The organism is Psychromonas ossibalaenae ATCC BAA-1528, from assembly GCF_000381745.1.
Lineage (GTDB): Bacteria > Pseudomonadota > Gammaproteobacteria > Enterobacterales > Psychromonadaceae > Psychromonas > Psychromonas ossibalaenae.
The window spans coordinates 52828-78982 of sequence record NZ_KB906975.1 but is presented as its reverse complement, the minus strand read 5'-3'; the positions used below and the strand labels follow the sequence as shown (position 1 = coordinate 78982).

General features: G+C 41.2%; 19 protein-coding genes. 10 read left to right on the top strand and 9 right to left on the bottom strand.

The features are described from left to right. Positions 1 to 18 precede the first annotated feature (18 nt). From G327_RS0106455 to folD, 3 genes are all read right to left on the bottom strand, one after another. The gene (locus G327_RS0106455; RefSeq protein WP_026339220.1) at positions 19 to 1017 is read right to left on the bottom strand and encodes a porin; all 999 of its coding nucleotides are present in this window, start codon (positions 1015 to 1017) and stop codon (positions 19 to 21) included. Positions 1018 to 1943: 926 nt separating this feature from the next. Then, a complete protein-coding gene (locus tag G327_RS0106450; protein WP_019613942.1) occupies positions 1944 to 3185 on the bottom strand; it encodes a diguanylate cyclase domain-containing protein in 1242 nt (413 codons plus the stop codon). Positions 3186 to 3750: 565 nt separating this feature from the next. After that, positions 3751 to 4608 carry a bifunctional methylenetetrahydrofolate dehydrogenase/methenyltetrahydrofolate cyclohydrolase FolD gene (folD, locus tag G327_RS0106445; protein ID WP_019613941.1) on the bottom strand — a complete coding sequence of 286 codons (858 nt, stop codon included), beginning with the start codon at positions 4606 to 4608 and terminating at the stop codon, positions 3751 to 3753. A 414-nt stretch (positions 4609 to 5022) separates the two neighbouring features. On the opposite strand from folD, the gene yccS reads away from it, so the two are divergent. From yccS to ptsG, 9 genes are all read left to right on the top strand, one after another. Continuing rightward, the gene (yccS, locus tag G327_RS0106440) at positions 5023 to 7230 is read left to right on the top strand and encodes a YccS family putative transporter (protein ID WP_019613940.1); all 2208 of its coding nucleotides are present in this window, start codon (positions 5023 to 5025) and stop codon (positions 7228 to 7230) included. Between the two features lie 9 nt (positions 7231 to 7239). Beyond that, positions 7240 to 7569, top strand: coding sequence for a TusE/DsrC/DsvC family sulfur relay protein (locus G327_RS0106435; RefSeq protein WP_026339219.1), 330 nt, complete (start codon positions 7240 to 7242; stop codon positions 7567 to 7569). Between the two features lie 32 nt (positions 7570 to 7601). Then, positions 7602 to 8174 carry an elongation factor P-like protein EfpL gene (gene efpL, locus G327_RS0106430; RefSeq protein ID WP_019613938.1) on the top strand — a complete coding sequence of 191 codons (573 nt, stop codon included), beginning with the start codon at positions 7602 to 7604 and terminating at the stop codon, positions 8172 to 8174. Between the two features lie 246 nt (positions 8175 to 8420). After that, positions 8421 to 9398: an SPFH domain-containing protein gene (locus G327_RS0106425; RefSeq protein WP_019613937.1), complete on the top strand. Its 978-nt coding sequence runs from the start codon at positions 8421 to 8423 to the stop codon at positions 9396 to 9398. A 51-nt stretch (positions 9399 to 9449) separates the two neighbouring features. Next, positions 9450 to 9929 (top strand): NfeD family protein, encoded by a 480-nt coding sequence (locus G327_RS0106420; protein WP_019613936.1) that lies wholly within the window; start codon positions 9450 to 9452, stop codon positions 9927 to 9929. Positions 9930 to 10066: 137 nt separating this feature from the next. Then, a complete protein-coding gene (locus G327_RS0106415; protein ID WP_019613935.1) occupies positions 10067 to 10414 on the top strand; it encodes a putative quinol monooxygenase in 348 nt (115 codons plus the stop codon). Positions 10415 to 10467: 53 nt separating this feature from the next. Further along, a complete protein-coding gene (locus G327_RS0106410) occupies positions 10468 to 12129 on the top strand; it encodes a serine protease (RefSeq protein WP_019613934.1) in 1662 nt (553 codons plus the stop codon). A gap of 296 nt (positions 12130 to 12425) precedes the next feature. Continuing rightward, a complete protein-coding gene (dbpA, locus tag G327_RS0106405; protein ID WP_019613933.1) occupies positions 12426 to 13814 on the top strand; it encodes an ATP-dependent RNA helicase DbpA in 1389 nt (462 codons plus the stop codon). 309 nt (positions 13815 to 14123) lie between these two features. Further along, positions 14124 to 15530 carry a PTS glucose transporter subunit IIBC gene (ptsG, locus tag G327_RS0106400; RefSeq protein WP_019613932.1) on the top strand — a complete coding sequence of 469 codons (1407 nt, stop codon included), beginning with the start codon at positions 14124 to 14126 and terminating at the stop codon, positions 15528 to 15530. A 160-nt stretch (positions 15531 to 15690) separates the two neighbouring features. Here ptsG and G327_RS0106395 read toward each other — a convergent pair whose 3' ends face one another. The 5 genes from G327_RS0106395 to G327_RS0106375 all read right to left on the bottom strand — a co-directional run bounded on the left by G327_RS0106395 (position 15691) and on the right by G327_RS0106375 (position 23468). Continuing rightward, on the bottom strand, positions 15691 to 16800 hold the full coding sequence (locus tag G327_RS0106395) for a carbohydrate porin (protein WP_019613931.1): 1110 nt from the start codon (positions 16798 to 16800) through the stop codon (positions 15691 to 15693). Between the two features lie 253 nt (positions 16801 to 17053). Further along, entirely contained in the window at positions 17054 to 18235 is a 1182-nt protein-coding gene (locus G327_RS24100; RefSeq protein WP_019613930.1) for an MFS transporter, read from the bottom strand. 80 nt (positions 18236 to 18315) lie between these two features. Beyond that, on the bottom strand, positions 18316 to 19827 hold the full coding sequence (locus tag G327_RS0106385; RefSeq protein ID WP_019613929.1) for an MFS transporter: 1512 nt from the start codon (positions 19825 to 19827) through the stop codon (positions 18316 to 18318). 84 nt (positions 19828 to 19911) lie between these two features. Beyond that, positions 19912 to 20988: a beta-galactosidase BglB gene (gene bglB / locus G327_RS0106380; RefSeq protein WP_019613928.1), complete on the bottom strand. Its 1077-nt coding sequence runs from the start codon at positions 20986 to 20988 to the stop codon at positions 19912 to 19914. 5 nt (positions 20989 to 20993) lie between these two features. Beyond that, entirely contained in the window at positions 20994 to 23468 is a 2475-nt protein-coding gene (locus tag G327_RS0106375) for a hypothetical protein (RefSeq protein ID WP_019613927.1), read from the bottom strand. Between the two features lie 355 nt (positions 23469 to 23823). Between G327_RS0106375 and G327_RS0106370 the strand changes: the two genes are divergently transcribed. Further along, a complete protein-coding gene (locus G327_RS0106370) occupies positions 23824 to 24858 on the top strand; it encodes a LacI family DNA-binding transcriptional regulator (RefSeq protein WP_019613926.1) in 1035 nt (344 codons plus the stop codon). Between the two features lie 64 nt (positions 24859 to 24922). On the opposite strand, the gene G327_RS0106365 is transcribed toward G327_RS0106370, so the two are convergent. Continuing rightward, on the bottom strand, positions 24923 to 26152 hold the full coding sequence (locus G327_RS0106365; RefSeq protein WP_019613925.1) for an ABC transporter substrate-binding protein: 1230 nt from the start codon (positions 26150 to 26152) through the stop codon (positions 24923 to 24925). Positions 26153 to 26155 lie beyond the last annotated feature (3 nt).

The window sequence follows — 26155 nt, the reverse complement described above, 5'->3', positions numbered from 1 at the left end:
TTTTAAATATTAAACAGCTTAGAAGTTGTATTGAACTGCAACAGTCCATGCATCATCAGCACCGTCAAGCTGATCGATATTGTACTCAGCCCAGGCTTTCATATTGCTGTTAAATTTGTAAGCAACACCTAGCGTAAATTCATCAGCTTTATCACCACTGATGTTACCTTTAGCTTCCTGGAAGGCATAACCGCCGTATAGAGATACAGCATCAAGCGCATAAGAAGCAACTAAATCATAACCTGCTACTTTAGATTCACCTGTAACGCCGTCTTTTTCAAGTTCAGCCCAGACATAAGCAGCACCTAAGTATAAGTCTTCACGAGAGTAAGCAGCAGATAATGCGTAGTTATTTTTGTTCGCATCTTTAAAGTCCTGTGCGTGGTAACCACCGTAAACACTAAGACCGAAATCTGCAGTGTAACCTAGAGTTACTGCATAAGAGTTATCAAGCTTCTCACCGGTTGTGTGTGCAGGAACGCCTGAATCCGGGTTACCTAAGTCATATTTGAAGTTATCATCAGCAAACTGTGCAGAAGCGCCTACGTAGAAGTTGTTAAATGTACCGTTATATACAATCTGACCTTCCTGACGGCCGTCTTCAACATTCGCAAATGCTGCATAACCGTAAGTATTGAAGATATCCGTTGCAGCTACTGCCTGATAAAAAGCAGTATCAGTCTGACCGAATACCAGTTGACCGTAATCATCTGTAGCAAAACCAGCATAAACGTGACGAGCAGATAACTGCTTAGCATCATCAGCGCTGTTTTCAGCACGAATCTGCCATTCACCTTTAGCAATACCTCTGATACCCGGGGCAATTTCAGATGATGCGTTAATACCTAAACGTGCAGTACCAACACCTGACATTGTTGTGTTTTTAGTATCACTGATGTCAAACTGCATACGACCGTATACATCAGCACTAACGCCGTCTGCATCATAAACATTTGCAGCCTGCGCAGAAGCCGCCATTAAACCTGTTACTGCAATTGCTAGTATTGTTTTTTTCATTTCCATTGCCCTTTTAAATTAAGTACACAGTTTCATATCTTCCTGATTTGCAGTGTGTCCCCACTGCATGGGCGTTACACTAACAAGCTAAAAAAAATTTGCAATAAAAATGAACTTTTTCAATTTTCTATAACACATGCATTTTACAAGCATTTTTTGTATGAAATGCAACCAAAAAAAATAAGCTTCATTTACCTGCTGAATAACAGACAAACGCAGCAGCCCCATGGGGTAAACGTTTTCACAAAAACCTTTTCCAGCACTTTTCAAGCGGTTACAAAACACTCCAATAGATGCATTTAACTTATTATTAACAACTAAATTTGTATTTTAAAATCAAAGGATAGATCACACTTTAAGATCCGCAGGCACACACAAAAGTTACAAAATCATCACCATCATTAAGAATTACAGCTTATCTTCCAAATGTGACCTTAGACAGAAGGCACGCTTACCAGACAAAATATACAGGCGCAGTTATCCGCCGCAAGCGCAATATAAGCTCGCCAAACGAGAAAAAACAACAATAAAAAGTCCAGACGAAATACAGCCAAAATTAAAAAAAACAGACAAAGACATCAACAAAAAGACATAAACACAAAACTCCAATCAAATATTTTTCACAATTGTAATTGTATTGGTCATACGCAGATAAAATATTAATTATGCAGATAACTTGCGGAACGATTCAATTTGTTAAAAAGTTGTACTATTTTCAGTCCCCCAGAACTACGTATTGTTGAACGTGAGCAAATAAAGCAGCTGTCTAGTAGAGTTAAAAATACGAAGATATGGTTAATTTATGCTGCTAAGGCAGAGCAGATATTTGTATAGAATGTGGAGAATACCGCTAAGCAGGCAAAAAAAAACCTGTTTGCATAACAAACAGGTTCTCAGCAGTGCCCATAAAAGCAGATAATCTGCTTTTAATTAACGCTTATCTGATCATGACCCGAGGCTTTAGCATCACTTAAAGCACTGTCTACTTTAGCCATCAGCATTTTCATTGAATTCATTTCACTTGGGAAAATATTTGATAGACCCATACTCATAGTAAGAGCGTTCTTAACTGGTGAGTGAGCATGTTCAACATTTAACTCTTCAAGTGCAACTCGAATACTCTCAGCAACTTTAAGCCCTTTAGTTGCATTGCCGCCTTTAATCAAAATAGCAAATTTTGCACCTTCAAGGCGTGCCACGAAACAATCGAACTCTTCACATTTACTCTTTAATGTGCAGGCAACAATTAACAAAACATCATAACTGGTTTCTTTTTCATAGTTATCCATAAACGCCTGGAAAAAGTCTATTTCACACATAACCATAGAAAGCAGTTCACTGCCTCTGCTTGCTTCCTGCCAGGTTTTAACAAAATAACCGTTAAAGTCACGACGATCAAATATATTCATCTCACTCATCAGACGCTCAAAATCATCTTTTTCAGTATCAAGCTGTTCTTCTATCTGAGTCGCTAGTCGAGTATCACTAACAGGTATTAAAGCACTATTTTTATCTTCAGGCTCAACATGTCCGCAAACCTGGTTATATCCAGATACCTTCGCAGAAGTTAATGCGCTGCCGGCGGCATTCATTAGAATTTTCATGGAGGTAGGAAAAATACTGGAGATACCGATACTTAAAGTGACGATATCACTAACATCAGAAAAATTATGCTCGGTACGAGATTTTTCAACCGCCTGACGCAGTGTTTCAGCAATATCACGAGTTTTTTTAACGTCACCCCCTTTAATCAAAATGGCAAACTCGTCACCTCGATAACGCGCTAGAAAACAGCCGAATTCTTCACAGGTATTTTTTAAAGCCAGTCCGATCACTAATAACATGAAAGCGGAAGCCTGATGACCATAATTATCATTATAAGCTTTAAAGAAATCGATCTCACAAATAAGCACTGACAGCAGTTCACTTTCATCACTTGCTTCAGCCCAAAATTTATCATACTGCATGTCAAATGCATGACGATCCGCAATATTCATCTGCGACATAACTTGTTCAAAAGCAGATGTTTCAGAACTGACTTTTTCGTCCGGCTGTTTATATTTAGCCATATCAACGACTCCTTTTGAATCCGCGTCTTTATTTAGTGGCTCATAGGTTGATATATTCGAACTTATTACTTCTTTTTCAGTTTGATTGTATTGCGCCATACGCTATTCCCTTATGTGTTCGTATCCTGTTAACAATGCTCAAAATGAAAGTGCTCTCTTCTGTTTCCATTTTGTGCATTTTCATTACACCGCTTATATGCAATGTCTATACCATTTTATTGACTTTTATTATTTACAATATGCAGTGCAAAGCAATTTTCATCATCATGATATACAAAAACAAAAAATCACGTAAGCAATACCGATAATAGAATGCTTAAGGCATTATCCCCGGTCAATTGATGTTTTTATAAAATATCGTTGACTAACAAATATCGAATTCTTTTATGATATTCCTTAAATGCACAGAGATCACTCAATTATTTCTGTTAAATAGAAGTAATTTGCTGATCTTCACAGTTTATTCGCATGCACAGTCAAATTATTCAGCTAATCAATGGTTTAAAAAAGGAAATTGAGAAGGTCATAGAGTAAATGAAGGTATTAACTAAACTCAGCCTCAATTCAAGCTGAGACAAATAAATTCACGCTTTAACTACAAAGAATTGTGCTGGCGGAAAAAGGAGAGCACGCTCTCCTTTTTTATAAACAGTAAACTAATTATTTATTTTGTATGAAACTCATTACAAGCAAACAGAGTATTTTCAATTAAGGTGGCGACCGTCATCGGACCAACACCACCTGGTACAGGAGAAATCCAGGCAGCACGATTTTTTGCGCTTTCGAAATCAACATCACCGGCAAGTTTTCCATTATCTAAACGGTTAATACCCACATCTAAAACAACTGCCCCTTCTTTTATCCACTCACCAGGAATAAAGTTCGCTTGTCCGCGGGCAACCACTAGTACATCAGCTTGTTTTACATGATGTGCTAAATCTTCGGTAAAACGATGACAGCAGGTTGTTGTACAACCGGCTAATAACAGTTCAAGGGTCATCGGCCGGCCGACGATATTTGATGCACCGACCACAACGGCATGCTTGCCTCTAATATCTACACCGATTGCTTCAATCATGCTGATCATGCCGCGGGGAGTGCATGAACGAAGGCGCGGAATACGCTGTGCTAAACGCCCGACATTATAGGGATGAAAACCATCAACATCTTTATCCGGATGAATACGTTCAATAACCAGGGTTTCATCTAAACCTTCAGGCAGCGGGAACTGCACTAGAATACCGTCAATCTCGGTATCCGCATTAAGTTCATCAATTAAGGCTAATAAATCTTCTTGACTGATATCAGCCGGCAGATCGTATGATTTCGAGACAAATCCAACTTTTTCACAGGTACGGCGCTTGCTGCCGACATACACTTCTGATGCAGGATCACTTCCCACTAAAACAACAGCAAGACCGGGAGCACGTAAACCTTTACTGACTCTAGCTGAAACACCCTTCGCAACTTTATCAGTAATTGCGGCTGCAATTGCTCTTCCGTCTATTATTTGTGCAGACATTGTTCAACTCTCTTTTGGTAATGATTCATAGGGGTAATACTGATAATAAACAGATTAAATAAGTGAGCCGTTCTGCTCTGCCCGCATTTGTAATAAATTATAAAAAGGAAGAGCGGTTTCGGCAGATAGTGCTCTGCTGGTGAAAATTTATTCCACCACAGTACACAATCATATTATTAATACCGTTATTATTAGACTTTAACTTCTTGAATATATCCTCAAGCCGCCTTAAGGTTAAAATTTCGATACCTTGTAAGCTGTTTGAGCACATATTGTCGCAAAACAATTGTCTGATGTCACATGAATCAGTACACTTTGCGTTTATATTTTCTATTTGGATTTTATGCTTTAAATAAAAATAGAAATTAATTTCGTACGCTGAACTATCAAAGACATACAATTAGACTGATATTAATGAAAACATCCCGCTCGCTTAGCAGTTTTAAAAACATCGCCCGAAAACTTGTTTCCGACTCAAATGTCCACTCCGGGCTGCGCGTTTTAATTGCGATGAGCATTACTTTTATTCCAGTGCTTAACTACAATTTACTGCCCTTTTTCGAGCAGTCCAACCTGCAGATGTCAATCTCATTATGTTTAGGGGTGATGGCCTGTGCCATTGTGGAAACCGATGATAATTATAAAAACCGGCGGAAATTTATTCTTACCATTGTGATCTGCTTTTTTATTGCATCCGCCAGCGTGGAATTATTAATGCCTTATCCGGTTTTCTTCGGTTTAGGTTTATTAACCTCCAGCTTTGTTTTTATGATGCTGGCGGCACTCGGCACGCATTATAGTAAAGTTGGGTTCGGCGCAATTTTGGTTGCTATCTATACCATGATCGGACACCAGAGCGGCATTAACTGGTATGAACAGCCTATTTTATTAAGTCTTGGCGCTTTGTGGTACGGCCTGTTTTCAATTATCTGGAATTACTACAGCCCCTACCGCTCACTGCGCGAACAATTAGCCCAGCTGTTTTTCTCATTAAGCCGTTATCAGCAGCAGAAATCTGCATTGTTTAACGAAATAGAAGGTACCAGCAAGGAAGGTATTTTTTCTGTTCGTCAGCAGTTAGCGGTACAAAATATTGCTATTATGGCACGCCTGGATCAGTCAAAACGCATTATTCAATCACGTTTCCAAGTCTGTCAGCAGCAGTCTGAACTTAATAAACTGAATTATTATTATTTTGTCGCCGAACAAATTCATGAACGCATCAGTGCCAGTCAATACCTTTATAGTCAGTTAGAAATCACCTTCGGAAAAAGTCAGATTTTAGAAGGATATCACCAGCTCTTTTTACAACTCAGCGAAGAATACTATCAGCTTGGCAGTGTCATTAATGATAAAAAACCATATCAGCACAGCAGGCGCCTAAAGTGGACATTTAATGCATTAGCCGATCAGCTGTACCTGCTCAAACAGCAGCCTGAATTTGATCATAACAATGAAGCCGTGCAGGCGCTGCAGGCTATTTATGACAATATTCGCGGTATTGATCATCTATTATTAAGCCTATGTTGCTATGATCCTGCCGAACAGCTAGAAAGCCCGGTAATTTCTGTTGAAGAGCAGGTCCAGCCGCCACAGTCTATTTTTAAGACCCTTAGACTGTCAATGAAAGCAACTAACCCCGTTTTTAAACACGCGGTAAGAATCAGTACCAGTCTGCTGGTCGCTTTTATACTGCAGCAGACCTTTCAGTTAGCACACGGTTTTTGGATATTATTAACCGTATTGTTTGTCTGTCAGCCTAGCTTTAGTGAAACACGTAAACGTCTGGTACTAAGAAGTTTAGGCACCTTAGCAGGCATTCTGCTTGGTTATCCTATTTTAATGCTGGTTGGCGGAACGCTATCACAAATCATTTTATTAATTCTTACTGCTTTCTTGTTTTTCAGTTACCTGCGCACTAATTATGGATTAGCTGTAGTCTTTATTACTCTTTTTGTGATGTTTATATTTAACTTGTTAACCGGCAGCGGCATGGAAATTTTGCCCGCCAGAATCGGAGAAACCTTGTTAGGCTGCCTTTTAAGTGTACTGGCCATCAGCTTTATATTTCCCGACTGGCAGTTTCAGCGTTTTCCTTCGCTGGTCAATCAGCTGTTAAACTTAAGCGGCCGCTATTTCAAACAGGTCAGCCAGCAGTACCAGTACGGCAGAAGTGAGAACCTGAACTATCGCGAAACACGTTTCCAAACATTCCAGAGTGATGCACAGTTAACCAGTGCCTGGCAGAGCATGTTATTTGAACCCAGCTCAAAACAGAAACTTAACCGCGAAGTTTATGCCTTAGTAAACCGCTGTGATGCATTAGTTTCGTATATTGCGGCCCTGGCTTCACATCGTCATAAAATTAATGGGTTTAAAGAAAACCAAGCTCTTCAGCACCTTATTTGTGCAACCGAGAAGCAGATAGCACTGGCTTATAATCAGCAGCTGAGTGACAAAATACAACCAGTTATAACCGTAGATGAATTTGAAAAATATAAACCCATGTTATCCAGTGAGGTTTTATTAATCGTAGAGCAGCTGCGTTTAATTGCATTTACCGCCCTGGATATACAAGTGCTGCTACAACAGGTAGACTTCAACCATAAAACCGAACGATAAGGGAAAATAATTTTGTTATTTAACGGCCAAGAGCTGCCGACAGATCCACAGGGTTATCTGCTCGACTCTACATTATGGACAGAAGCACTCGGTGCTTATATTGCTGATTTAGAATTAATAACTATGACCGATGAACACTGGCAGGTTATTTTCTTTGTGCGTGAGTTTTACCTTGAATATAATACCTCTCCGGCTATTCGCGCATTAGTAAAAGCGATGGAAAAAAAGTACGGTAAGGAAAAAATTAGCAGCCGCTATTTGTACCGCCTTTTCCCAAAAGGCCCGGCGAAGCAGGCAACCAAAATTGCAGGATTACCCAAACCTGCTCGATGTATATAAACTCAATTACAGACAACAATTAAGGAAAAACGATGCCAAAGGCAAGTGACGTAAAAAAAAATACCGCAGTCGAATTCAATAACAGCGTTTATATTATTAGAGATATTGAACGTTCAGTACCGCAGGGTCGTGCAGGCGGCAGCATATATCGCATGCGTATGTACGATATAGTTTCAGGCGCAAAAACCGATGAAACATTCAAAGACAGCGATATGCTGACATTAGCCGATTTAATACGCCGTAACGTCATGTTTTCTTACCTTGACGGTGACGAGTATGTGTTCATGGATGATGAAGATTACACACCGTATAACCTTAATAAAGAAAGCATTGCAGACGAAGTACTATTTATTGATGAAAATACACAGGGCCTTCAAGTGGTTTTAGTCGATGGTTCACCTGTCGCAATTGAACTGCCTTCTAGTGTTGACCTTGTTATAATAGAAACAGATCCGTCAATTAAAGGTGGCTCTGCAACTGCTCGTACTAAACCAGCGATTCTTTCTACCGGACTGACAGTTCAAGTACCAGAGCACATTTCAACGGGTGATAAAATCAAAGTAAACACCGCTGAGCAGAAATTTATGGGCAGAGCGGATAAATAGTAATCAAAGCAGCCGCACAGATAAGAAATTAATAAGCTAAATTAATTTCACCTTTTACTGAAGAGCAGCCAGCCGGTCTTTGCTCTTCAACTTCCCCTAGCTCCACCTCAATTTATCAACAAGTCCGCAGTTAAAAATGCCCGGGTTAACGATTTTCTCTTACAGTTTATATTTATCTTTCTTTTATGACCAAAAAGTGATGAAATGAAGTCATAAAATGTCGCACCATCAATTAAAGAGGTTTATATGGAATATCTTTTACTCAATGTCATCACATCTCCCTGGGTATGGTTTGTCGCTGTGCTGCTGTTCACCATTAAAAAAGGGATTTACTTTGTACCGCAAAACCGCGGGTATGTTATTTATACCCTGGGGAAATACAGCGGCACACTTAGTGCCGGACTTAATTTTCTTGTACCTTTTGTGCAGTCAATTGCAGCAGACCGCAACCTTAAAGAGCAGTCTTTAGATATAGCCTCACAGTCAGCCATTACCAAAGATAATATTACCCTGCAGATAGACGGTATTTTATTTATGAAAGTTACCGATGCAGGCGCCGCAACCAATAATGTGACCAATTACAAACTTGCCGTTACTCAGCTGGCGATGACCACCATGCGTAATGCAATCGGCTCCATGGAACTCGATGAGTGTTTCCAGAACCGCGATACGATTAACGCGATGATTTTAGCCGCCATGACCGAAGCCACTCAACCTTGGGGTGTGATGGTGACACGTTATGAGATTCGCGATATTACGCCGCCGCAGTCAATCAAAGAAGATATGGAAAAGCAGATGACCGCAGAGCGTGAAAAACGTTCGGTTATCTTAACCGCAGAAGGGGTTAAAACCTCTGCAATTACCCAGGCTGAAGGTTTAAAACAAGCACGTATATTAGATGCGGAAGCCAACAAAGCAGAACAGGTATTAGCCGCTCAAGCAGAAAAAGAAAAACGGGTTCTGGAAGCACAGGGTAAAGCGGAGGCAATCCGCCTGGTTGCCGAGGCAGAAGCTAGCGCTTTACATGTAGTTGGTATGCAGGCAGCTACAGCGGAAGGTAAAAAAGCAGTAGAATTAACCCTGGCACAGCAGGCAATCGGTGCTCATCAGGCTATAGCGGCCGAAGGCTCCGTTATCTTGACCGATGGTAATACCGGTGACAATATTGCCAATACTGTCGCTCAGGCAATTGCGGTTTCAAGCTCACTAAAATTAGCTGAGTAATCTTTTCGGGGAGCAGGAAAACTCCCCGGTTTTAATTTTTAGGCGGTGTAAATGGATTCAATTTTTGAGTATTTATTAAATAACCACGATAAACTGTTATACGGTATTGCCGGTATCTGTTTACTGGTTGAATTAACGGTAATCGGCTTAAGCGGTCCGCTGCTGTTTATTGCTATCGGCAGTGCATTAACCGGTGCCCTGGTTTCTTTAGGTTTAATCTCCAGCTGGGAAATGGAACTGCTGTTTGTCGGTCTGTTCAGTTTTCTGAGTGCTTTACTTCTCTGGAAGCCGTTAAAGCACTTTCAAGGTACAAAAGCCGTAGCCGATAACAGCAGCGACATGATAGGGCAGACAGTACCGGTCAGTGAAACTGTTACCGTCAACGGCGGGAAAATCCGTTTTTCAGGCATTAACTGGAACGCCCGTTTATCCGAAGATGCATCTGTCGAAAGTATTGCCGCAGATACCCGCGCTGTAATTACCGGCATGGACGGCAATATTGCTGTCATTGATCAGCTGCCTGCTAAATAATCAACGGCGGTTTTAAAACCGCCTCTCCAGGCAAATCAAATACGAATCTCTTCAAAAAACGCAGAGATGGTCAACAAACGGCTCAGTAAATTGTTTATAATTCTTTTTTATCCTCCAAAAAGAGTAATAAGGTAATTATGTCTCAGAAAATCTACTGTATCGCGATGTTTAAAGCTAAAGCAGGTAAAAACAATGAACTTTTCGAAGTTTTACAGGCGCTGGAGCCGAATTCACAACGCGAAGACGGCTGTATTCAATACTTAGTCACCCGCCATATTAAAAACGATTTTGCCGAAGGCAGTAGTTTTCCGATTGTATTTAACGAAATCTGGCGCGATAAAGTAGCTTTTGAAGCCCACTGCCAGCGTAAAGAGATTGTTGATTTCTTTGAAACTCACTGTGTAGCGGAAAACGGCTTAGTTGAAGACTATAATGTTTGTGTGTACAGCGATCAGCCTGAAGATTATGATGCTCCACAGCTCTAACGTTCAATAAAAAACATAATCGACGGAATTGATTAAAGATTAAAGGATTAATGATGACTAAAATACTTTCCCCCCTGTTAACCCTGACTTTATCAGCCGCATTAGCAGCATCTCCAGTAGTTAATGCTGCTGGAGATGCTGCTATTTCAACCCGCATTGTCGGCGGAAATGAGAGCCAGGCCGGTGAATGGCCCTGGATGGTCAGCATTAAAAGTGCAGGTAATCACTTCTGCGGCGGTTCATTGATAAACAGCGAGTGGGTATTAACTGCCGCTCACTGTATGTTTAACGGTTCAACGCAGATAAAACCGAGTACAGTTACAGCAACCGTCGGAGAATATAACCTCAACTCTTCTCCGACAACGACAGCCAGCAGCATCAGTAAAATCTATATCCACCCGGATTACGATGCAGTCGCCATAAATAATGATATTGCGTTAATAAAACTGCAGCAGCCGATCAGCAGCCCGGTTATAATAAGTGCACTGGATACAACCGCAACAATTAATGCAATGGCAGCCGAGAGTAAAGTGACTTCGATCGGCTGGGGCTCTACCGTGGGATATGCCTATGGTGAAGTCGTTACGCCTAACTATCCTTTTATTTTACGGGATGTTGAACTTCCGCTGCAGACCGAGACTATGTGCGACAGTGCACTAGGCAAGAATTATACCCCTGAAATGATCTGTGCGGGCATTGCCAACAGCGGTAAGGACTCCTGTCAAGGAGACAGCGGCGGCCCGTTAGTTATAAATGATAATGGTACCTGGAAACAGATAGGTATTGCCAGCTGGGGAATCGGCTGTGCATCTACAACTCCGGGGGCTTATACTCGTTTAGCGTTGTACCAGAGTTGGATCAATACGATAATAAGCGCAGTTAGTGCAACCAGCTCCCTTGAATACAGCGATACCAAAGTTTCTCAAAGCAGCACTCAAATTATTACTATCGATAATAATTCCAGTAGTGATGCAAACCTGAATATTACTAAGACCGGCTCCGTAGACTTCTCTTTTGACACTTCGGCATGCACATCTATCGATGCCGGCAGCAGCTGCCGCTTAAGCATTATTTACTCACCGCAGGATGCTGCTGTGGATACCGCAGTCATTACCATATCAAGTGATGTGCCGAATTCATTAGCAGTCAGCAGCAGCTTAACCGGCTTTCCACTAGCAGATGCAGATACTCTGGCAGCCAGTGCCGGATTTGTCGAGGCAAATGTCAACTGGACGACAAGCGGGTATTCTCCCTGGGAGCTCAACAACAGCAACGGTTCTCTACAGAGCGGCAGTATCAGCGATAATCAAAAAAGTTTATTACGAGCAGTTGCCAGCGGCACAGGACGTTTAACTTTTGACTGGGCTGTAAGGTCCGAAGCTGACTATGACGTTTTACGTCTATATATTAACGGAGAGGAAAAACAAACAATCTCTGGTGACAACAGCACTTTCCAAAAAAGTTATTTTTATTTAGATCAGGCAGAAAACATCCTGCTATGGAGCTACCAGAAAGACGGAAACACCTCTAGTTTTCAGGACTTGGGCTACGTTGATAATGTCACCTTTGAACCGATGTCTTTAGCTGAATATATTATTACACAAGCTGAGATTAATAGTTCGAGCAGCTCAAGCGATGGAGGCGGAGGCGGCGCTCTTGGCTGGCTGAGTTTACTACTATTACCATTGTGTTTTATTAGACGACGCTATAAATAACAGCGGGCGCCTGCGGGCGCCCTTTTTTGTCGTTCAACACTCACAAAATAGACTTATAGCAATTCCATTAATTAGGTAATCTATTTAGGCGTAGGGAAAATGGATGAAAGCAAGGCATTGACTGCAGTAACTAGTCGCTCTAATTACAAAGTCAATAACGAAGCTAGCATTCATTTTAACCAGCATAAATGAATAGAAAATTGTTGGGTTTGCTATTAAAACCACACAGTCTTTGTGAAGCAGTTCACAAACTGTTATTGTACTCTCTTTTTTTTACAATCTAACAGGACCAAATCTTGAGCCAATCTCCTTTTTCAACGCTTGCGTTAAATGCTGACCTATTAAAGAATTTAGAATCATTAGGTTATGAAACAATGACCCCTATTCAAGCGGAAAGTTTACCGCATGTTTTAGCATCTAAAGATGTCATTGCCCAGGGTAAAACCGGCTCAGGTAAAACCGCAGCTTTTGGTTTAGGTCTGTTAGAGAAACTAAACGTTAAACGTTTTCGTATTCAATCGTTAATTTTATGTCCTACACGTGAACTTGCGGATCAGGTCGGCAAAGAGATGCGCAGACTTGCCCGTACCATTCATAATATTAAAGTACTGACCTTATGCGGCGGTGTTCCCTTCGGGCCTCAGATAGGCTCATTAGAGCACGGTGCACACATTATTGTCGGCACACCAGGTCGAATTGAAGATCATCTGCGTAAAGGCACGCTTAATTTAGATGATTTACAAGTATTAGTACTGGATGAAGCTGACCGTATGTTAGAAATGGGTTTTCAGGATTCCATTGATGCGATTATCGACCAGGCACCTAAGCAGCGTCAGACCCTATTATTCAGCGCGACCTTTCCTGAACAGATTAACAATATTGCCAGACGTATTATGCTTGACCCGGTAATGGTCAAAGCTGAAGCAAAACATGATAACAGTGTTATCGCGCAGCGCTTTTATAAAGTAGACAACAACGAAGATCGTATGATCGCCCTGCGTCTGCTGCTGCAGCAGTATCAGCCGGAATCTTCCGTGGTGTTTTGTAATACTAAACGTGAAGTTCAGGAAGTAGCAGAAGAACTAAGCAACCGTGGTTTCAGTGCCATCGCTCTGCACGGTGATTTAGAGCAGAAAGACCGCGACCAGGCTTTAATTCGTTTTTCAAATAAAAGTGCCTGCATTTTAGTGGCAACCGATGTAGCCGCCCGCGGTTTAGATATCGATAACCTCAGCGCCGTATTTAATTACCATATCGCCCACGATCAAGAAGTCCATGTACACCGCATCGGCCGTACCGGACGCGCCGGCAGTAAAGGTTTAGCTTTTTCTTTCTACAGCGGCAGGGACACCCACCGTATTGCGCTGCTGGAAGATTACCTAGACCGTATTATTGAAGCAGAATCTCTACCGTCATACGATGTATTAGATAAAAGTCCGATGCAGTCAAGCATGATAACTCTGCGTATTGAAGGCGGTAAAAAACAGAAAATCCGTCCTGGCGATATTGTCGGCGCGTTAACCGGACAAGATGGTATTAAAGGCGAGCAGGTAGGTAAAATACAAGTTTCAGATAACTGGGCTTATGTCGCCGTACAGCGGGACACCATCAAAACCGCTTTTAGAAAACTAAGTGAAGGCAAGCTTAAAGGACGTAAATTCAGGGTGATGGTTGTTCGCGGTTAACAATTTATTATCATTCAAAAGACTTAAATTCAGATAAGCATTTATCTGAACTTAAGTCTTTGTAAAAATATTTACTACAGGCAGCAAGACCCAGCCTTTAAAAAACATATAGATATAACAACAAAACTAAACCTTCAATTATACTTTTGTAACAGAAAGTAACAATCCCCCCCTTTTGTGTAAGTAAATGTAACTTACTTGTAAATGTGATCCTTGCGTCATGCTTTTTATTTCTTCCCGTATATACTCACCGCAATTAAATTGAAATATTCGATTTTTTACCTCGAAATTACTAACTGGAGAGTTGTTATGAATATATTTGGAAGTTTACAAAAAGTAGGGAAGTCTTTAATGCTTCCTGTATCAGTATTACCGATAGCCGGTATTCTACTGGGTGTAGGTGCAGCTAAATTCGCCATTTTACCTGAAGTTGTTTCACAGCTGATGGAACAAGCCGGTGGTGCTGTTTTTGGTAACATGGCGTTATTATTCGCTATTGGTGTTGCTTTAGGTTTTACAAAAAATGACGGTGTTGCAGGTCTTGCCGCTGCTGTAGGTTACTACATCATGATGCAGACTGTTGAAACATTAGCACCAGGTGCAAACACAGGTGTACTAGGCGGTATCATCGCCGGTGGTATCGCAGCGGCTATGTTTAACCGCTTCTACAACATCACATTACCTGAATACTTAGGTTTCTTTGCAGGTAAACGTGCGGTTCCAATCATGACCGGCTTATCAGCTATCGTTATGGGTGCTGTACTTGCAGTTATCTGGCCTCCAATCGGCTCTGCTATTGCGGCATTCTCTGACTGGGCTGCACATCAAAACCCTACTGTTGCTTTTGGTATCTACGGCGTAGTTGAGCGTTCATTAATTCCATTTGGTCTTCACCATATCTGGAATGTACCTTTCTTCTTTGAAGCTGGTTCATGTACTAGTGCTTCAGGCGAGCAGCTTAACGGTATTTTAACTTGTTACCTGTCTGCTGACGATGCAACTCGTGCTGCCGGTAACGGTTTCGGTCAATTAGCTGGTGGTTACATGTTCAAAATGTTTGGTTTACCTGCTGCTGCAATCGCAATTGCACATTCAGCAAAACCAGAAAACCGCGCTAAAGTAATGGGTATCATGGCATCTGCCGCGTTAACTTCATTCTTAACAGGTATTACTGAGCCGATCGAATTTGCATTCCTATTCGTAGCACCAGTACTATACGCAATCCACGCTCTACTTGCTGGTTCTGCATTTGTTGTAACTAACATGCTGGGTATGGTTCACGGTACTTCATTCTCACATGGTTTAATTGATTTCTTAGTACTTTCTGCAAACGCTGAAAAAATGATTTACTTCGTTGTTATCGGTCTTGTTTACGCAGCTATTTACTACACATTATTCCGTATTGTAATCAAAGCACTTGACCTTAAGACTCCAGGTCGTGAAGATGAAGAAGCTGAAGAAGAAGTACATGTAAACAGCTCTGAAATGGCAATTCTATTAGTTGCTGCATTCGGTGGTAAAGCTAACATTGAAAACTTAGATGCATGTATTACACGTCTACGTATCAGTGTTAACGATATCGCATTAGTTGATAAAGCTGAACTTAAGAAACTAGGTGCAGCAGGTGTTGTTGTCTCTGGTAACGGTGTTCAAGCTATCTTCGGTACTAAATCTGATAACCTTAAAACAGATATGGAAGCTTACTTAGCTAAATAAGTAAGTTTCATAAGGCTGGCTTACCGCCGGCCTTATAGTTTCAGTAGAAGTTCTACACACACAATTTAGCTCTCCGTTTTATTGTTGAACTTCTACTTTTTTCTTCTAATACCGCCACTATAAATGATCATCTCTGACAAAATAGTTATACGAAAAACCTTTAGAATAAGTATTTAAATCGAAGACGCCCGCCCATATCATCGCCTTCAGCGAAGTTACTAGCAAGTGAAACACCTTTATCGCTCAGATTAGTATGATAAGCGCCGACGTAGATTGAAAAATCTTCAACATCAAAAATATCAGCGAACTCATAGGAAGTGTAAGCCGTCTGAACTTCAATTTTTCCATCGTGCCAGCCGGAAGCAGCATCAAAATCATTTACACCGTGAATATAACCAACCCCGAAGCCTTTCCATAAAACATTAAGCCCTAAGGATGAATCCGCTTCATTCAGTGCATCAAGGTAAGCTACATTTACGTTTACTGAAAGATCACCTTGGGTGTAATTTGCAGATAGACCATAACCGATACGGTTACCTACGTCACCTTCACTGCCGTCTACAAATGTTATTGCATCTTTAACTAAATTAGCTTCCATAGAAGCAGCTACTCGAAAATTATTGATCTGGTAAGCGATAACAGGACGTACAATAATTGAATCACCAGAGCCTTCAATTTCTTTACCGTGATAAGTGTCGGTAAATAAATCAGAGCGATCACCAATCATAGTGGAAACTTCAGTATATAAATTTCCAAACGTCTGGCTATACATTAACTGTCCTGTCTGTCCTCCACGGCCTCGCCCCTCTTTTACCTGGTACATATAACCGGCATTATCCGTATAAAGATCATTAGCAGTATCGCCTGAATATTCTAGGAACGTATCCTGACCAACAGGGAACATATCATATGCTTCAAAACGCCCTAACTTCACCTCCCAGCTGTCCTTTATTCCAAAAGAAAACCATGAATCATCGAGATTAATAACACCAGAGCTATCCATCAACGGCTGCGCTTTAAATTTTAATAAATAACCGGAATCTGTATTACGTTCGCCGGCAAGTTCAATCAGAATACGACCAGTTTGATCAAAGTGTGAGTTGTCATCACCAGCAGCTTCATTAGTCTTTTCTTGATAGTTCAAATCAAATTCAACATCGCCACCGATAGAAAAAATGCCTTTTTCATTATCAATAATATTAATTCCGGCAGTAGCGGTGAATGATACGGCTATAGCCGCTGCTGTAATAGATATCTTAAAAAATTTCATAAATAAGTTTCCAAAGTTATATTTTTAGTAGTATTTTTACGCGAACATGATGCGCAGGCTGACCATAAACCGAGTTATAATAATCATGCCTCGGAAGAACATGCTTTCTACATATAGACACCCCCTTAACTTTTCTAAAGGCAGAACACAGCTGATACAGAGCCGCATAAAAAGCGTTCTGCTAATTGTCAGTAAAACGTTGTTTATTTCTGCCGGCAGGAAACCGCCGTCAGAGTGCTGAACAGCTAGAAATTTATTTCAACATTCTGCAGTGAAGTGAAAAACCCAAAATGACTAAATATGCACTAAGAGGAACAACAAATGAGATGCCTAAGTTTAATTGATCCGCGGTGAATGCCTGTATCATTGACCAGGCTGCGCCGCCGATACCAGCCATGACTAACACTGCCGATCCTCGCTCAATATTGTCTCCGAGCCCCTTTAACGCAGTAGAAAAAATAACGGGATACATAATTGAATTACATAATCCGATTAGAACTAATGAAGCAACCCCCATATTTCCGCCAATATTCATAGCAAAAACTAATAAACAAGCAGCAGTAACGACATTAATGAGGAGCATATCTAAAGCTGAAATATAACGGAAAATAACCGGTCCGATTAACCGTCCGACCATGGAGCCCGCCCAGTAAAAAGCAACAAATTTCGCCGCTGTATCAAAATGTAACCCGCCTAGATCATCATGACTGATGTAACTAAGCATAAACGTTGCGATGCTTATCTCTGCACCTACGTAACAGAAGATAGCCAGTACTCCGAATAAAAACGTTCTCTCATTTAACAATGAACTGCCTGTCGGTGTGACATTTTCTACGACAGGTTTTGATTCTGGAAATGAATGTTTTATCACTATAAAAATAATGAGTAATGTAAATGCCGCACAGAGTAAATATGGGACAGTCAATTGTCCAGCTATATTCTCAGAACTCATAACCGTTATAGTCAGCAGAATTGAAACCACAATATATGGTGAAATTGTTGTTCCCAGAGAGTTCATCGCAGAACAAAAGGTTAATCTTGACGCGGCATTCTGCGGACTGCCGGCAACGAGAACACAAGGATTTCCGACCACCTGCAGTGACGCGACCCCTAAAGCAATAATAAATATCGCCCCTAATACAGCATAAAAAGATAACATTTCCAACGCCGGATATATCAGCAGGCTCCCCAGAAACATTAAAGACAAACTCAATATTAATGTTTTTTTATAGCCGACGATCTTCATCAATTTTGACGCAGGTATACAAGCTAAAAAAGGTGCAGAATAAAACACTATCTGTACTAACATTGAGCTGCTGTAAGATAATTCAAAAATTTTCTGCATATAAGGCACCATGACAGCATTTAATGATGTTAAAAAACCCCATATAAAAAACACAGGGCTGATTACCCCTATTGAAGAATATTTACTCATATTTTCTGACTCAACCTTTGCCGATCCACTTTAAAAATAAGCAGCCCAATAGAGCTGCTTATACACTTATTGCACTGTCGCTAAATTAATCCACTGTTCTGCTTAGCAAGTGCAGCCCTCTCTTTTTTTAATTTCTTATTGCCCCAGATATACTCATATTCCCAGCCGGTGAGCATTTCAATTGTTTCTCTGGCTTCAGGAGTTACCTGTTTTTTATCTCCTCCTGCTTTTAGACGATTGACCTCAGAAACAAGAACCGCATGATTTTCCTTATTTAATTTAAATTTAGTTGCACCATAAAAAGCAATAAGTGCAAGGACTGTAGGAGCTAATATAAACAGCCAGTAAATACCTTCTGTCGTCTCAAGAGTTTGCTGCTCAGCACCAGATTCAAAACCTAATAACTGCAGGCCGATACTTGCTATAAGCATTGCACTTGCCTGACAGATTTTACGAGAAAGCGTCATTACACCAGAGAAAATTCCTGCTCGACGCTTGCCTGACAAAGCTTCATCTACATCGGGTACAGAGTTGAATACAACCCAGGGAATTAAATAGATTCCGCCCCGGGCAAGGCCCATGATTGTGGTACCGCCAATAATCCAGAAAGTCATATTTGTATCAACTGCCGGCAGCAGAGCAAAATACAGTAAACTGATAAATAACAGGATAACCGCCCCCTTAAACGCATTTGCATTACCCAGCTTTAGTGCAACCCAGGTAAATAATGTTACCCCGAAGAACTGCATCAAAGTCATTGCACTTAATGCAGTGCCCCCTTCTGTTGGCGTCATAGCCAGTACAAGTGTCATATAGTGCATAAATAAAGCACCAAACAGGTCTAAAGCAACCGAGCCGCCGATATACATCATTAAATGAAAGCGAAATATTTTTATCTGGAATGTCGTCGCCATCTCTTTGTACAAATGGATCATTGTTGGTTTAATGCCACCAACATTTTCTTTTGGAGGTAAATCTTCTGGAGCACATTCCCATGTATAGCGATAAATAAATACCCAGGGTAATGTAAATATCACGGCGAAAAGCATACCAATGTACATAAATGCAGTTGCTTGATCTGCAACCTTAGCCATAATCAAACCAGGTATTAAAGTAACCACAAAAGCAGTAATTTGACCGAATGTCATTCGGCAGCTGCTCATCTTTGTACGTGTATTGTAGTCATTAGTCATTTCATTCGGCAAAGTACTGTATGGTGTCATTACCACGGTACTCATCGTATTAAACAGCAGGTAGGTTGCTAAATAATACATAAAGCCGAAGCCTGACATGAACATCAAACCGAAGACTAATAAAAACGGCGCGCCAAATAAAATAAATACACGTCTTCGGCCGAATCGGGTGCGAATATTATCGGTGATATAAGCAACTATCGGATCTGTAAATGCATCCCAGAACTTTGCAATCGCAAAAATTGAGCCGGCCTGTATTGGCGATAAACCGGCAACCTGCGTGTAGAAGTAAAGCATCCATAAACCGATAATAGTACCGGCACCACTACCGAAGATATCGCCGGAGCCCCAAGCGACTATATTTTTCCATCCAACCTTTCTATTTGTTGTATTACTCATTATTGACTGCCTTTTAGTTATATTATCTGCATTAAACATTTCTAAATATGACGAACGGGTACCGATCTGCTTATTGAGTTATCGTTATTCTTTCTCCCCCTTAATAACTTCGATCATCAGCATCATGGCTAATGCCTGAGCATAGGGAACGGGAGCATTTTTTATATCAAAGTAATACTGCAGGTCGTGCCCCATCGCAGTGCCGTCAGAAGCTTCAAGTACAATTCCCTGCTCATCAATTCGAGACATAACAGCGGAAACTGCCTGGTCTGCGGCATTTTTTGCTTTATCATTCACCAGCCCCATTCGATGAGCTTTTAATATGCCGCAGGCAATACCTGCTGTAGCGGATGATTCCAACGGCGAAGCAGGATCATCAAGCAGGGTATGCCACATGCCGGACTGGCTCTGAAGCGTAGTTAATGTTTCTATCTGCGCATTTAATATTGCACTTAGATGCATTTGTACAGCGGGACTTATCCCGTTAGGTAATAAGGAGAACAATTCTGGAATTGCAACGGTTATCCATGCATTTCCTCTCGCCCAATATGCATCTGCAAAATGATGTTTATGTACTGATGTCCACCCGTGATACCAAAGTCCCGTTTTCACATTGGTTAAATAATGGGCATGAACAAGAAACTGCAGTTCGGCTTCTGCAGTTAATTCCGGACGTTGTAAATATTCACCTGCTTTTGCTAAAAATAAACCGGTCATAAACAGAGTATCGTCCCATAACTGACCTTCGTTTATTCTCTCTTTTACAACGTGTTGAAAACCGCAGCCGTCAACACGCGGAAAATGTTCCATTAAATAATCAGCCCACTGCTCAATATCTTTTTTCCATTCACTTCTATCTAAGTGCTCAGCCAGCAGTACTAAGGTCAGCATGGGAGCCGTTGTATTAATTTGAGGTGCAGGCAGTCCCTTTTTCAGCTGAGACCCATACCAGTCAGCGAGCGCATCAATCAATTTTTCACTTTTAATATGATCTGCATACTGCCAAAAGCCATATAAACCAACACCTACTTCCCATTCCCATTCTTCAAACTCAATTTTTAGCTCCCCTTGAGAATCAGGATTAAAATGCCCGACTCCTTTAAGTCCGCAAAAGCCGTTACTTAACGCATGGATCGTCTCTAAATAACATTTATTATTCATTTCTATTATTTCTCATTTAAATTAATGACCGGATCAACCATGACATTTTCAGGAAACTGATAAGTACCGTTATTAACAGTAAAATGACCCGACCAGGTTAGTTTCATTTCGTTATAAACAGGATCATTGATTTTTACGACAGGCTCAGGATCAACACCGCGCAGCAGTTCTCGATCTTTAAACTGAGCCATAAAGTTATTAAAATCATCCTCGTTATCACCATGCCCTACTGCGATAAACCAGGCGCAATGCTGCCCATAGCTTCTTAACTCTTTCCCTCTAGTGCCTCCTTCGGTTACCATCTGCAGCCCTTCACTTGCTGAAACAGCAGCATAAGCTTTACCAGAACATAGGAAACACCAGTGCTCAGAGACGATAACTTTTTCGATACTTTCTGCCGGCAGATAAAGGTGAGTAAAATTTAATCTGGCCTTATCCCCAAGATCGAACAACATCATGGAACGATTTTTATACTGCATCACTCGCGGCAGCACACCGTTTCCCGCCCAGTATGACGGGCGCCCGTCGCCACCCGGTAATTCTTCACCGGGGTGATTAACCCAGACTCTTGCTTTAGGGGTATGAGCAAATTGAATATCAACCACATGCTGTTGATGACCATGTTGGCCTGTATGATGATCAACAGCAGAAGAAAGCATGACTCCAGGCTCTTTCCAGGCAATCACTTTTCCACTGCGATCCAGTCCCTGGGTATAAAATGCTTCAATACTATTTAATCCTGATAACCTGGCGAGATTGCTAGTAAAACGGCTGGGTTTATAATCACTAATACAGAACAGCGGCAGCGAGGCACACATCCGCGTATGCCAGCCGTCTCCCCATGCCACATGACCAAAACCTGCCAGCTCAGTCATTTCATTGGCTAGCAGTTCTTTTTCATAGACACGTCCCATTGTGCCTCCAGCTACGCCTGCCTGATAATGAACAGCGCCCATTATCATCAGGCGGTCAATCACTTTTTCTGCCTTTTCCTTTAGCTCTAAATCATCAGATAACTGATAAATCGCCAGCAGGCCGATATAATCAATCGGGTAATAGCAGGATGAATTCCATTCGGTTAAACCATGTTCAATGACATGTTCAAACCAGCGGTTGAGGCGCTGTTTAGCTAGTCGTTTCTGCTCGATGCCATTACGTCCTGAACAAATAAACAGCTCATTGGGGAAAAACTGACCTGCAAGCAGCTGGGACACATGGAAACATAAAACATGGTTCTCACTCCAAAACCACATAGAGTCATTTCCAGGTTCATCCAGCCAGTAGCGATAACCTAATATTGAAGAGCGAACCCTGTCCCAGCTTTTATCTGACAGCTTAGTATTGGCGTGGTTATGCCAGACCCATAACAAAGAAACCATCCAGAAATCGGAACAGTCTTCACGTAAACTGATTTTTTTAAGTGTGCTGTTTAAAATATCGTCAGCATCCTCTAGATTCAAACCGGTTTCTAAAACTGCCAGTAATTTTGCAGTGCGCCCCATGCCTTCCCGAGCAGAATACTGCAGTGCGGCTTGTTTACGCTCTTCTAAGGTTTGACGCGGCAGGGCTTTACCTAAAGGCATAATGTTTACGCCGAATGCCCTTTGTATTGACAGCGTACCTACGCAAAAATTAATGTTAACACTGTAGTGGGCCGGCTTTAATTCAACAGGCAGGGGTAAACGTATGGTTTTCTCATCACCAGAGACAGCAAAAGGCTCGATAATAAAAGCATTTTCATCTTCATTAGGCATGTCGATTATTTCACCGGATAATACGACTGGATATGCAGAACTTGTTGATACATTCAGTTCAAGGTGATGGTCATTAATATTAATATTCGCACTTAAACCAGCTGTAAACTGCTCCAGACTCTGCAGAGTATTGGTGCATACTTGCGGAAGGGAAATAGCTAATTTACTGGTGCCGATATACAGTAATTCAAAATAGAATGAAGTGTCTCGCTCAAAAAGTTCTTCAGTGTGAACAACAATTTCATTTTCGCCTTCAGATAAGGATAGTTCTATCACTCTGCTGTTTTCTGTATTTCTCTGAAAAGGCGTAAATGCGGTATAATGATGCCCGTTAACCCAAACTCTAACGCCGCCGCAAGTTGATAAATTAAACTTAAATACACCATCTTGATCGGCATGAAGAGTGCATGCAGCCCACCTTTGCGAATGAACGGGATAATGTGAAAATCCCGAAAACTCAACACGGTGGCTGCCGTTAGCAAAATAAATATCAGCAAGCTCAGGGCACTGCTCTAATAGTACCTCTCGGCCGGCATGAGTTTGCCAGAACATCTTTCTACATGGCAGATCCCCTACATCGACGAAACCATTGACAAATTTATACTGCACACGATCAGTCATCGTTTCATGCTCATCAAACTGTGCAAAACGTGCTTCAATCGGTTTTGACACTCTGAAGCGGTTTACCGGATCACCCTGTTTAACTTCCCACGTTTGCAAAAACATAAATACCTCTTGTTAATAAAATAATCAAAACACAGTTTCACTTTCACACACCAACGCAAACAACGCAACCTTTTGCACTGTTTGCATTACATTCGTTATGAGTTAAATCGCAATATTAATAAAAAATAGAACAAATTAATCGACATAGTCACAAAAACTGCAAAAAACATTACCCGCTCGTATTTTCCATATTCCACCAGACGCAAACCTATGCAAATTTTGCATTACTGTTTGCATCTTCAATCATTTTGCTAGAAAATTATGTCGTAGAGTTGTTAATAGCGAACTGTTATTCTAAAAATGCTAGTAAATTCATGCCGAAGCAGTCGTTCAGTACTAATAAAAAGGAAATCGTGTGACATTAAAGAATATTGCCGCTGAAGCTGGTGTATCTATCAGTACTGTATCAAGAGTGCTTAATGGAACCGCATCCATCAGTGCTCCGGTCAAACAAAAAATATTAGAAATTGCACAAAAAACCGGTTATCTGGACAAGATAAAACCGAATATAAAAAATGAATACAACACGCTGTTAAAAAAGAAAATACTATTAATTACGCCAGAAAAATTCATGGTGAACAGCAGTGCAAATCTGGTCTCATTTACACTTATTGAGTCAATTAGAAAAGCCTGCGCGGATAAAGAAATTCTGCTTACTTCTTTTTTAAGCAAGGAAGACAAAGTATCCGTAAAAGAACTTAACCTCTTTCTTGAAACGCACCCCGTAGATGGACTGCTTGTTGTGTGGGATGACAATCCTGAACTTATTCAGTTAATAACCGAGACAAATATTCCTTCGGTATTAATTAATGGTGAAGACAGATCAATGAAGATTGATTCCGTTGGTTTAAATAACCGTTATGGAGCGATGGCTGTTGTTGATCATCTTATAGACAATGGACATGATAAAATTGCCATATTAAGTTACCCGGGTCGCCAGACTATATATTTGCGCGAAGCCGGTTACAGAGACAGCTTATTTTCATCATCGATTTCAGAGTCCGCAGAACATCGAATATATGCACATGATTTTAGTCATGATGCAGCAGAGCACGCCGTCAAACGTTGGTTAGATGAAGCTCCAAGGGATATTAGTGCACTCTTTTGTGTAACAGATAATCTGGCTATCGGGGCAATGCAGGCACTGGAAAAACATGGACTATCAGTGCCGGGCGATATATCCATTGTAGGCATGGATGATTTACTGCCGGTTGATATGCTGGTGACTCCCCTAACGACTGTTCGTCTGCCTTTTAAACATTTGGTTGATGAAGCGCTTCGTCTTCTTGACGAGCAGGTAATCAAGAAATCACAACGAAATTACCATTTACATGTAGAGCTCAGCTGTGAGTTAATATGCAGGAACTCCGTCCGTAATATCAATTTGTAAAATAAAACCAAATCCAATATTCAGACGCATCATTAGTCCTGCATTTTTAGCTGAACAGCGGTTGTCAGTTAACAGCTCTCAGGGCTAAGGAGAGGCGCTTAACGGTTTTAGCCGCATCTGCATTCGGATCGTTAAAATAATTACTGATGATTTTGGTCATAATATTCTGCACATGACTGGTACTGGCTAAATTCTGCGTAAATGAAGGAACCAGTTCACTCTTTGCAAAATCGGCGTACGACTTTTGCGCGCACTTATCAAAACTATCCATTGGAATATCATTGCGTACGGGTATTGATCCTTTGGCTAAGTTAAACTCAGTCTGGAATTTTGGCGAGAGCAGAGTCTGTGCAAAAGTAGACTGTACTTTGTTCTCATTAGAAAAATTATGCTTTTCAAACAATACAAAACTGTCAATGTTATAACTGAACAGTCCCGCGCTCTCAGGTACATCAACACATAAATAGTCCCTCATAGCAACTTTTCCTGAAGCATTCCACATGCCTTTCGCCCAGTCCCCCATAAACTGCATAGCAGCCTTATCGGTTGATAGTAATGTACTTGCCTGGAACCAGTCTTTACCGACCATGCCTTTAGCTGTATAGGGTTTCAGGCGTTTAAATTTTTCAAAAACAGCAATCATTTCCGCAGATGTAATAATGCTCTGGTCATGCTCAACAAAGGCTTTTTTATATTTTTCAGGGCCTAACAAAGACAGCGCCATTGACTCGAATAATAATGAGTCCTGCCACGCGGTACCGCCATGCGCTAGGGCCATATATCCAGCAGCTTTGATTTTATCTGCAGCGTCAAAAAAATCGTCCCAGGTAGCGGGAGGTGATAATTTAAGCTCAGTAAATATTTTTTTATTTAACCATAACCAGTTAACCCGGTGAATATTCACAGGGACAGCCATGTAATGGCCGTTAAAGCTGATAGTATCACGCACTGCCTGCGGAAGAATCTTTGACCAGGAACTAGTATCAATAATGCTTTCAACCTCTTCAAGCATGCCCACTTTTGTCCATTCGCCAATATCCGGCCCTTTAATCTGCGCTGCGTCCGGCGGATTACCGGATAAAGCACGCATCTGCAGGACCCGAATCGCACTGTCTCCTCCTTCACCGACAATGGCAAAGTTACGCAGTTTAATCTGTGCATCTAACAATGAATTTTCCAGCACCTGCTGAGATTCATACTCACCGGCTGCTGTCCACCAGTGCAGTACTTCCATGGAAGTTGCATAACTGTTCATACTAAAAACTAAAGGTAAAAATAAAATCGATTTTCTCATGAC